Annotated in this window: 10 protein-coding genes; 5 read left to right on the forward strand and 5 right to left on the reverse strand. The window is 66.1% G+C overall.

Features of this window, described 5'->3' with window-relative positions:
* Nucleotides 1–308 precede the first annotated feature (308 nt).
* The 4 genes from ACXJKH_RS09285 to ACXJKH_RS09300 are packed head-to-tail and all read left to right on the forward strand — an operon-like array spanning nucleotide 309 to nucleotide 4,254.
* Entirely contained in the window at nucleotides 309–1,205 is an 897-nt protein-coding gene (locus ACXJKH_RS09285) for a hydroxypyruvate isomerase family protein (RefSeq protein ID WP_457319211.1), read from the forward strand.
* Nucleotides 1,206–1,235: 30 nt separating this feature from the next.
* Nucleotides 1,236–2,921 carry a GMC oxidoreductase gene (locus tag ACXJKH_RS09290; protein ID WP_457319212.1) on the forward strand — a complete coding sequence of 562 codons (1,686 nt, stop codon included), beginning with the start codon at nucleotides 1,236–1,238 and terminating at the stop codon, nucleotides 2,919–2,921.
* Entirely contained in the window at nucleotides 2,921–3,496 is a 576-nt protein-coding gene (locus ACXJKH_RS09295) for a gluconate 2-dehydrogenase subunit 3 family protein (RefSeq protein WP_457319213.1), read from the forward strand. The genes ACXJKH_RS09290 and ACXJKH_RS09295 overlap by 1 nt, the downstream gene beginning before the upstream one ends.
* Complete coding sequence (locus ACXJKH_RS09300) at nucleotides 3,496–4,254, forward strand: 3-keto-disaccharide hydrolase (RefSeq protein ID WP_457319214.1); 759 nt, start codon at nucleotides 3,496–3,498, stop codon at nucleotides 4,252–4,254. Before ACXJKH_RS09295 ends, ACXJKH_RS09300 begins: the two co-directional genes overlap by 1 nt.
* Before the next feature lie 30 nt (nucleotides 4,255–4,284).
* Here ACXJKH_RS09300 and ACXJKH_RS09305 read toward each other — a convergent pair whose 3' ends face one another.
* The 5 genes from ACXJKH_RS09305 to ACXJKH_RS09325 are packed head-to-tail and all read right to left on the reverse strand — an operon-like array spanning nucleotide 4,285 to nucleotide 8,916.
* Entirely contained in the window at nucleotides 4,285–4,581 is a 297-nt protein-coding gene (locus ACXJKH_RS09305; protein WP_457319215.1) for a c-type cytochrome, read from the reverse strand.
* Nucleotides 4,582–4,599: 18 nt separating this feature from the next.
* Nucleotides 4,600–5,463, reverse strand: a complete 864-nt coding sequence (locus tag ACXJKH_RS09310; RefSeq protein WP_457319216.1) for a sugar phosphate isomerase/epimerase family protein — start codon at nucleotides 5,461–5,463, stop codon at nucleotides 4,600–4,602.
* Between the two features lie 19 nt (nucleotides 5,464–5,482).
* Entirely contained in the window at nucleotides 5,483–6,607 is a 1,125-nt protein-coding gene (locus tag ACXJKH_RS09315; protein ID WP_457319217.1) for a Gfo/Idh/MocA family protein, read from the reverse strand.
* Nucleotides 6,608–6,619: 12 nt separating this feature from the next.
* Nucleotides 6,620–7,837 carry a nucleoside permease gene (locus ACXJKH_RS09320; RefSeq protein WP_457319218.1) on the reverse strand — a complete coding sequence of 406 codons (1,218 nt, stop codon included), beginning with the start codon at nucleotides 7,835–7,837 and terminating at the stop codon, nucleotides 6,620–6,622.
* A 26-nt stretch (nucleotides 7,838–7,863) separates the two neighbouring features.
* Nucleotides 7,864–8,916, reverse strand: coding sequence for a sugar phosphate isomerase/epimerase family protein (locus ACXJKH_RS09325; protein ID WP_457319219.1), 1,053 nt, complete (start codon nucleotides 8,914–8,916; stop codon nucleotides 7,864–7,866).
* A gap of 95 nt (nucleotides 8,917–9,011) precedes the next feature.
* On the opposite strand from ACXJKH_RS09325, the gene ACXJKH_RS09330 reads away from it, so the two are divergent.
* On the forward strand, nucleotides 9,012–9,912 hold a 901-nt coding region (locus ACXJKH_RS09330; RefSeq protein ID WP_457319220.1), incomplete at its 3' end, for a LacI family DNA-binding transcriptional regulator.

The raw sequence follows: 9,912 nt of genomic DNA on the forward strand, positions 1-9,912 counted from the left end.
ATCAACGGCTCGGTCAACGCAGATCGATCAACGGCTCGGGCAACGCAGGCGACCTTGAAACCGGATTTGTGTGCGCGGGAAGACCGTACGCACACCCGTAGAGCCGACCGTTGGTCGGCTTCTCCCAGCGCTCAACGATACCGACGTAAGCCCTAAGGTCGAGCCAAACGTCCGTGGGCTTTGTGCTCTGCAGCATGGGTTTTAGTGCACTGCGTCTTGCAAAAAAAAGACGCGCTCCTCTATGGTGCAATCGATTGCATTAAATCGAATCGTCAGCGTGTCATACCGGTTGGGAGGCCGGAAAGTGGATGCCTATCCATTTGATCGGACCAGGCCCAGCCCCGGGGCTCACACGGCGCCATGCGCTGCGCATGGCGGTGATCGGGAGCGTTGGCTTGGGGGTTGCGGGCGTTTTGCCTGCGTTCGCAGCCACCGCGCCGCTCAAGGGCAACCTGAAGCACTCCGTCGCCCGCTGGACGTTCCCGCAGCAATCGATTGCCCAGCTCTGCCAGACGGTGAAGGCCATCGGGTTCGCCGCCATCGATCTGGTGGGGCCGGCGGACTGGCCCACGCTGAAGGCCCATGGCGTGGACAGCGCGATGTGCAACGGCGCAGAGCTGGGCCTGACCAAGGGCTTTGCCGGCCGCGAGTTCCACGAGGAGCTGGTCGAGCGCTACACGCAGCACATCGACCTGGTGGCCGATGCCGGCTACCGCAACCTCATCTGCTTCTCCGGCAACCGCAACCGCATGGACCCCCAGGAGGGCATGGCCCATGCCGAGGCAGGGCTCAAACGCATCCTTGGGCACGCCGAGAAGCGCGGCGTCGTGCTGGTGATGGAGCTGCTGAACTCCAAGGTCGATCATCCCGACTACCTGTGCGACCACACCGCATGGGGCGTGGAGCTGTGCCAACGGCTCGGCTCGGATCATTTTGGTCTGTTGTACGACATCTACCACATGCAGATCATGGAGGGCGACATCATCGCCACCATTGGCAAGCATCACGCGTGCTTCAAGCACTACCACACCGCAGGCGTGCCTGGCCGGCACGAGATCGGAGATCAACAGGAGCTCCACTATCCCGCCATCTGTCGCGCGATCCGCGACACCGGTTTCGATGGCTATCTGGCGCAGGAATTCATGCCTGCGGCGCCGGATCCCGTCGGCTCGCTGCGCGAGGCGATCCGCCTCTGCGACGTCTGAAACGCTATCCACCAAGGTGAAGTAGAACCCATGGCAGACAATCACTACGACGCTATCGTCGTTGGCTCCGGCATCAGTGGCGGTTGGGCGGCAAAGGAACTGACCGAGAAAGGCCTCAAGGTCCTGATGCTGGAACGCGGACGCAACATCGAGCACGTCAAGGACTACGTCAACGCGATGAAGGAGCCGTGGGATTTTCCACACCGCAACCGGCCAACCCAAGCGATGAAGGCCGACTACCCGGTGTTGATGCGCGACTACGCGCTTGCCGAGAACCTCGAGGGAATGTGGGCCAACGAAAAGGAATCGCCGTACATCGAAACCAAGCGGTTCGACTGGTTCCGCGGTTATCACGTCGGCGGTCGCTCGCTGATGTGGGGGCGGCAGAGCTATCGTTTCTCCGACCTGGATTTCGAGGCGAACCTCAAGGACGGCATCGCCACCGATTGGCCGATCCGGTATGCCGACATCGCACCCTGGTACGACCATGTGGAGAAGTTCGCGGGCATTGCCGGTACCCGGGAGGGGCTGGATGTGCTGCCCGATGGCGAGTTCCTGCCGCCGATCCCGCTGAATATCGTCGAGAAGGATGTGGCCGCGAGGATCCGGAAAGCCTTTGGCGGAACGCGGCATATGATCCACTCGCGCACCGCCAACATCACCCAGCCCATGCCCGAACAGGGCCGGGTCAATTGCCAGTAYCGCAACAAGTGCATCCTGGGCTGCCCCTTTGGTGCCTATTTCTCGACCCAGTCGGCGACGCTGCCGGCGGCCATGAAGACCGGCAACCTCACATTGCGGCCGTTTTCGATCGTCAAGGACGTGCTCTATGACAAGGACCGCAAGCGTGCGCGCGGCGTGGAAGTCATCGACGCCGAGACCGGCCAGACCTACCAGTACACGGCCAAGGTCATCTTCCTCAATGCGTCGTCCTTCAATTCGACCTGGCTGCTGATGAACTCGGCGACCGATGTCTGGGACGGTGGGCTGGGCTCCTCGTCCGGCGAGCTTGGGCACAACGTGATGGACCATCACTTCGGCGCGGGCGCCTCCGGCCGGGTCGACGGGTATGAAGACAAGTACTACTTCGGCCGTCGTCCCTGCGGCTTCTACATTCCGCGTTTCCGCAACGTCGCTGCGGACAAGCGCGGCTACCTGCGCGGGTTCGGTTACCAGGGCGGTGCCAGCCGTAACGGGTGGTCACGCGAGATCGCCGAGCTCAACATCGGTGTCGACCTGAAGGAGGCGTTGACCGTTCCCGGTGACTGGCGCATCGGCATGACCGGCTTCGGCGAAATGCTGCCGCACCACGACAATACGATCCGCTTGGACGCCGAGCGCAAGGACAAGTGGGGCCTGCCGGTATTGGCGATGGACGTGTCCATGCGCGACAACGAGAAGGCTATGCGCAAGGACATGGCCGCCGATGCTGCCGAGATGCTGGAGGCCGCCGGTGTCAGGGACGTGGAAATGCACGACAACGACTACGCGCCGGGCAAAGGCATCCACGAAATGGGGACCGCGCGCATGGGGCGTGATCGCAGCAACTCGGTGCTCAACCAGCACAACCAGGTCTGGGATGCGCCCAATGTCTATGTGACCGACGGTGCCTGCATGACCTCCAGCGCCTGCGTGAATCCTTCGCTGACCTACATGGCGCTGACGGCGCGGGCCGCCGACCATGCCGTGCGCGAACTGAAAGCGGGGAACCTCTGATGGATCGCCGCGAACTCCTGAAGATGATCGTCGCCGCCACCGGCGCGGCCATGGTCGGCCTGCCCGCGCTCGTCCAGGGACAGGCGCCCGCCGCAGGGGCGAAGACGCCTTTCTCCGACGCCGATGTGGGCACGTTGGATGAAATCGCCGAGACCATCCTGCCGCGCACGGCAACGCCGGGGGCGAAGGACGCCGGTGCCGGTCTGTTCATGGCGCGGTTCGTTGCCGACTGCTACACGCCCCGGCAGCAGGCGACGTTCCGCGCAGGGCTGGCCGATATCGACAAGCGCGCTGGCGGCCGGTTCGCGTCGCTCGCGCCGCAGTCCCGTGCCGAGCTCCTGCGCGCGCTGGATGCAGAGGCCAGGAAACACGCGGTCGACGTGACCGAGACCGGCACCGCCGCGGAAGGAGAAGCGATGCCGCATTACTTCACCATGATCAAGCAGCTCGCCATCTTCGGCTTCTTCACCTCGAAGGTCGGCGCGACCGACGTGCTGCGCTACGTCGCAGTACCGGGCCGCTACGACGGCGACCTGCCCTATGTGCCTGGCACGCCCGCCTGGGGGACCAGCTGATGAACCGCAACACGTTGATCAGGCTTCTCCAGGTTGCAGCTGGCCTGCTGGCCACGGCCTCCGTGTTTGCACAGGCCGAGACCGATCCCGCGCGCGATCCAGCGAAGACCGAGGTGTGGACGCCCGTGCCTGCAGTCGTGTCCACGCCTCAAGGGAGGGCGCCCTCCGACGCGATCGTGCTGTTCGACGGCGACGATGTCTCCGCCTGGGAGTCGGAGCAGGGCGGACGCGTACCTTGGCGTGTAGCCAATGGCGCACTCACAGTGGTTCCGGGCAGCAAGGGCATCCGCACCCGGCAGCGCTTCTGCGACATCCAACTGCATGTCGAGTGGCGCACGCCCACCGAGACGAAGGGATTCGACGGTCAGAACCGGGGCAACAGCGGCATCTTCCTGCAGGAACTGTACGAGCTGCAGGTGCTGGACAGCTACAACAACCCGACCTACGCCAACGGCCAGGCCGGCTCGATCTACAAGCAGGCCATGCCACGGGTGAATGCCTCGCGTGCGCCGGGGCAGTGGCAGGCTTACGACATCGTCTGGAGGGCGCCGCGATTCTCGGCAGGCGGCGGACTCACCTCACCGGCCCGCATCACCGTGCTGCACAACGGCGTGCTGGTGCAGGACGACACCGTCATCTCGGGCAGGACCGAGTACATCGGCGCACCGTCGTACGCGCCGCATGGGTGCGCGCCGCTCTACCTGCAGGAACACGATGCCAAGGTCAGCTACCGCAACATCTGGGTACGMGAACTCTGACGGCGCAGGGCCGGCGCCAACGCCGGCCTGCTACTTCGCCAGGAAACTGGCGATGTCATCGATCTCCTGCTTTGACAAGTGGGAGAAGGGCGGCATCAACCCGCCGCCCTTGCTGATCTTCTCCTTGATCTGCACAGGCGTCATCCGCTTGCCGATGTCGGTGAGCGCGGGGAATGCGCCGGGCATGCCCGCGCGATCCGCGCCGTGGCAGGCCGTGCAGTGGGCCGCATACAGCGTCGCGCCCGCAGCCGGGTCGTCCTTGGACCACGCCGATGGCGCATGCGTTACCGCCCAAAGGGCCAGCGTCAGTGTCAGGGTCGTTTTCAAGCAGGGCTCCTTTGCGGGCTAGCGCGGTGCGCGGGCGGGCGGGCTGACGGTCAGGTGTTCGCGCAGGTAATCGGCACCGGTCTTGATGACCTTGGCAGGATCACGGGGTTGGTCGTGCTCGATGATGTACCACTGCACGCCGGCATCCGCTGCGGCGGGCAGGATCGCGTTCCAGTCGAGCACGCCCTGACCGACCGCGGCGAAACCGCCTTCGTCTTCGGCCTGGCCTTTGGGCGCATTGTCCTTGGCATGCACTGCGAACAGCCGGCCGCGGAACTTGCCCAGCATCACCGCCGGGTCGTAGCCGGCGCGCGCCACCCAGGCAAGATCCAGCTCGGTCTGCAGGTCAGACCCGGCGGCGGCGAACAACAGGTCCAGACCGGTCCTGCCATTGAAGTCGACCAGCTCGAAGTCGTGATTGTGGTAGGCCAGGCGCATGCCCTCGCCCCGTACCTGTTTGGAGATCCGGCCCAGTTCCTGGCCCAGTGCGGTCCAGCCCGYGGCGTCCGTCGGCCGATCTTTCGCGTCCAGGTAAGGCACCACCAGCGTGGTGTTGCCGATCGACCGGTTGAAGGCCACCACGCCGGCCAGGTCCTTGCGCAGCTCGGCCAGGGGCACGTGCGACGAAATCGCCTTGATCGCGTATCGGTCCAGCAGCTGCTTGAGTTCGGCGGCGCTGACGCCCTGCGTGCCCACCGTTTCCACCGCACCCACGCCCGCGTCATGGACGATCTTCAGCTGCTGGTCCAGCGAGCCGGCGTTGCGCAACGAGTACATCTGCACCGCGATGGGCGCTCGCGGGGCGACGACGTCGTGCGCGAAGGCGGGCAGGGCAGCGAGCAGCAGGGCGAGAATTGCAGTTCCGCGAACAGAGGTGTTCATCAAGAGGGTCTCCCGGGATTCAGCCGATGGTGGTCCAGGCGCGTGTCCTGGCCGATGCAATGACGCGGTCGACGATCAGCGCCGAGCGCACGCCGTCTTCGAAGGTGGGCAGGCCCTGCGGGTGCTCACCTTCGATGGCGCGATAGGTGTCGGCGACAAACGCCTCGAAACACTGGCCGTAGCCCTGCGCATGCCCGGCGGGCAACACCGACAGCCGGCGTTGCTCGGCACTGCCGGCGCCCGGCCCACGGACGAAGACTTCCTCGCGCTGGTCGGGCAGGCCGATCCACAGCCGCTCGGCGTCTTCCTGGTTGAATGCCACGCTGGCCCTGGCACCGTCGATCTCGAACCAGAGGCGATTACGACGCCCGGCCGATACCTGGCTGACCGTCAACGATGCCAATGTGCCGGCGCCAGTGCGGAACATCGCCGCCGCCACGTCCTCGCTCGCAACCGCCTGCATCGCGCCACCGGCCGCCGCTGTGGTGAAGCTCTGCCCGGTGTCGGTGCTGCGCTCGGCGATCACGGTGGCGAAGGCCGCGCTGACGTCGACGAAACGCTCGCCGCTGACCCATTCCACCAGGTCGCACCAATGCGAGCCGATGTCGGCGAACACGCGCGACGCGCCGCCCAGCGCCGGGTCCACGCGCCAGTTGTTGCTGGCCGGGTCCAGCAGCCAGTCCTGCAGGTAGCTGCCGTGGATGAGGTGCAGCGGCCCCAGTTCGCCCTGCGCGATGCGTGCTCGTGCCTCGCGCACCACCGGGTGGTAGCGGTAGACGAAGGGCACCGTGGCGACCAGCCCGTTCGAGGCGGCCAGTGCAGCCAGGGCCTGGGCGTCTTCCAGCGTCGTCGCCAGCGGCTTTTCGCAGACCACGTGCTTGCCGGCTTCCAGTGCCGCCTGCGCCATGGCGCGGTGCAGATGGTTGGGCGTGCAGACGTGCACCACCTGCACCTGTGGATCGGCGACCACCTCTTCGATGTCCCGATAGGCATGCGCAACACCCCACGCCTGCGCCACGTCGCGTGCGCGTTGCGGTGACGAGGCGGCCACGCCACGGATCTCCGCACCGGCCAGCAGCGCCGCGCGGCGATGTACGGCGCCGATCATGCCGGTACCGACGATGGCAATTCCAAGCTTGGGCATCGGGTGCGGTCCTCAGGGGGTGGAAGGGGCGACCGCGACCACCGGCCGGTCGCGGAAGAGCAGCAGGAAGGCGACCAACACGACCAGCGCGACACCTGCCGGGAACAGCCAGATCTTCTGCCAGTCCGGGCCCGCCGCCGTGGTGTAGTGCTCCACCACCGCGCCGGACAGGAACGTGCCGATCAGCATGCCAACGCCGTAAGTGGCCAGGGTGATGAAGCCCTGCGCGCTGCTGCGTGCGGCAGGGCCGGCATGCGCATCGGTGTAGATCTGYCCGGTGACGAAAAAGAAGTCGTAGCAGATGCCATGCAGCACGATGCCGATCACCAGCAGGGAGAAACCGCCGCCCGCATCGCCAAAGGCGAACAGGACGTAGCGCACCACCCACGCGGCCATGCCCACCGCCAGCATGGTCTTGACCCCCAGCCGCACGAACAGGAACGGCATGGCCAGCATCAGCAGGACCTCGGACACCTGGCCCAGCGATTGCAGGCCGGCGGCGCTGCGTACGCCCAGATCGTTGAGATACGGATTGGTGAAGTTGTAGTAGAACGCCAGCGGGACGCAGATGGCGATGGAGGAAAGGAAGAAGACCAGGTAGGCGCGCGACTTCAGCAGTCGCAGCGAATCCAGCCCCAGGATCTGCCCGAGACCGGCATCGCGCTGTTGCGCCAGCGGCGGCGTGTGCGGCAGGGTGAAGGCATACAGGCCCAGGGCCAGCGACGCCATCGCGGCCATCTGGAACGTCAGCTCCAGCCGGTGTGCCTGTTCCCAGCCCAGCCAGCCGATCAGCACGCCCGCCACGATCCAGCCGACGCTGCCGGCCACCCGCACCAGCGGGAACTGTTTCTCAGGCGATTGCATGTGCCGCATCGCCACGCTGTTGGCCAATGCCAGCGTCGGCATGAACAGCAGCATGTAGCCCATGACGCAGGCGAAGAACATGCGGAAGTCGGTTGCCGTGGACGCCAGCCACATCAGCACCGCGCCGGCCAGATGCAGCACCGCGAGAATGCGCTGCGCCGCGAAGTAGCGGTCGGCGATCAGGCCGACCAGGAACGGCGCGACGATGGCGCCGATGGACTGGCTGAGGAAGGCCGTCGCCACCTGGCTCGCAGTGGCCTGCAACGGCCCCTGCACCAGGTACGTTCCCAGGGTCACGAACCACGCGCCCCAGATGAAGAACTGCAGAAACATCATCGCGCCCAAGCGCGACATGGTGTGCCTCATGGCTTGCCCTCCCAGGCAGTGATGGCTCAGATCCCCAGCATGCGGCGCAGTGATCCAGGATCGGTGCCGCTRTCGGCAAAGTCGTCGAAGGCGCGCTCGGTCACGTGGATGATGTGGTCGCGAATGAAGGCGGCGCCTTCGCGTGCGCCGTCTTCCGGGTGCTTCAGGCAGCACTCCCACTCCAGCACCGCCCAGCCGGGGAAATCGTATTGGGCGAATTTGGAGAAGATCGCCTTGAAGTCGATCTGGCCGTCCCCGAGCGAGCGGAACCGCCCCGGACGATCGATCCAGTCCTGGTATCCGCCGTAGACGCCACTGCGCGCACTGGCGTGATACTCCGCGTCCTTGACGTGGAAGATGCCGATGCGCGCGTGGTAGCGGTCGATGAAGCCGAGGTAGTCCATCTGCTGAAGCAGCAGGTGGCTGGGGTCGTACAGGATCTTTGCGCGGGGGTGATGGTCCACCACGTCGAGGAAGCGCTCGAAGGTCGCGCCGTCGTGCAGGTCCTCGCCCGGGTGGATCTCGAAGCACAGGTCCACGCCGCAGGCGTCGAACGCATCCAGGATGGGACGCCAGCGGCGGCCGAGTTCGGCGAAGGCTTCGTCCACCAGCCCCGGCGGGCGTTGCGGCCAGGGATAGAAGTAGGGCCAGGCCAGCGCGCCGGAGAAGGTGGCGTGCGCCGCCAGCCCAAGACGCTCGCTGGCCTTGGCCGCGAGCATCAACTGCTCCACCGCCCAGGCTTGGCGGGCAGCCGGATCGCCACGCTTGTCCGGCGGCGCGAACCCATCGAACAGGCTGTCATAAGCGGGATGGACCGCGACCAGCTGCCCTTGCAGGTGGGTGGACAGCTCGGTGATCTGCAGGCCATGCCCGGCCAGCATGCCGGCGATGTCGTCGCAGTAGGCCTGGCTGCGCGCCGCCTCGGCCAGATCGAACAGGTGGGGCGCGCTGGTGGGTACTTGTACGCCAGAATAGCCCAGCCCCGCGGCCCAGCCGGACAGCGTGTCCAGCCGATCAAAAGGAGGTGTGTCGCCGATGAACTGCGCCAGGAACAGCGCTGGACCCTTGAGCGTTTTCAAGAGGATTCGCCCTCGATGCAATCGATTGCATTATCCTAGCAGGGGCATTTGAAAGACCCGTTGTGCACTGCACAGCGGAAGGAAGAGGTAACGCCATGGCCACCATCTACGACATTGCAAAGCACGTCGGCGTCTCGGCCGGCACGGTGTCGCGCGCGCTGTCCCGACCGGAGAAAGTGCTGCCGGCCACGCGCACGCGCATCGAGCAGGCCGCCGCCGCCTTGGGCTATGTCCCCAACACGGTGGCCAGAACGCTCAAGACCCAGCGCAGCGGCAAGATACTGGTCACCGTGCCGGACATCGCCAACCCGTTCTTCGCCCAGATCCTGCAGGGCGCGGAGGACGCGGCGCAGGCCGTTGGCTACGCTGTACTGCTGGGCGATACCCAGAACCTGCCCGAGCGCGAGGAGCGCTACGCGCAGATGCTCCGGCGCAACGAGGCCGACGGCCTGATCGTGCTGGGGCATCGCCTCCCGCCTACGGCACGTGACATCGTCCAGCAGCAGGGCATTGCCGCGCCGGTGGTCAACGGCTGCGAGTTCGATCCCGCGCTGGGCATCCCCAGCGTCCACATCGACAACGCGGCCGCCGCGCGCGCGGTGATGGACCACTTGTATGGCCTGGGACACGAGCGCATCGCCGTCGTGGGGGGGCCGCCGGACAATCCCCTGCACCAGCAGCGACTGGAAGGGGTTCGGGCAGCCGGCAAGGCGCGCGGTCGCCTGCGTCACCTGAGCGTTGTCCCGGGTGACTTCTCCGTGGAATCCGGGCATGCAGCCGGGGTGGCGCTGTTGACCAGCGCGACGGTGCCGACCGCCGTGTTCTGCTTCAGCGACCAGATGGCGCTGGGCGTCCTGGCCGCCTGCCGGGACAGGGGCATCCGCGTACCGCAGGACCTGTCCATCGTCGGCTTCGACGACCTGGCGTCTTCCCAATACCTCACGCCGCCGTTGACGACCATCCGGCAACCCATGCGGGAGATCGGCGAGCGTTCGG

This window comes from Stenotrophomonas sp. P5_B8 (genome assembly GCF_054049855.1).

Coding starts and splice junctions, on each gene's coding strand:
- ACXJKH_RS09285 (WP_457319211.1), top strand. CDS start 309: ATGCCTATCCATTTGATCGGACCAGGCCCAGCCCCGGGGCTCACACGG.
- ACXJKH_RS09295 (WP_457319213.1), top strand. CDS start 2,921: ATGGATCGCCGCGAACTCCTGAAGATGATCGTCGCCGCCACCGGCGCG.
- ACXJKH_RS09315 (WP_457319217.1), bottom strand. CDS start 6,607: ATGCCCAAGCTTGGAATTGCCATCGTCGGTACCGGCATGATCGGCGCC.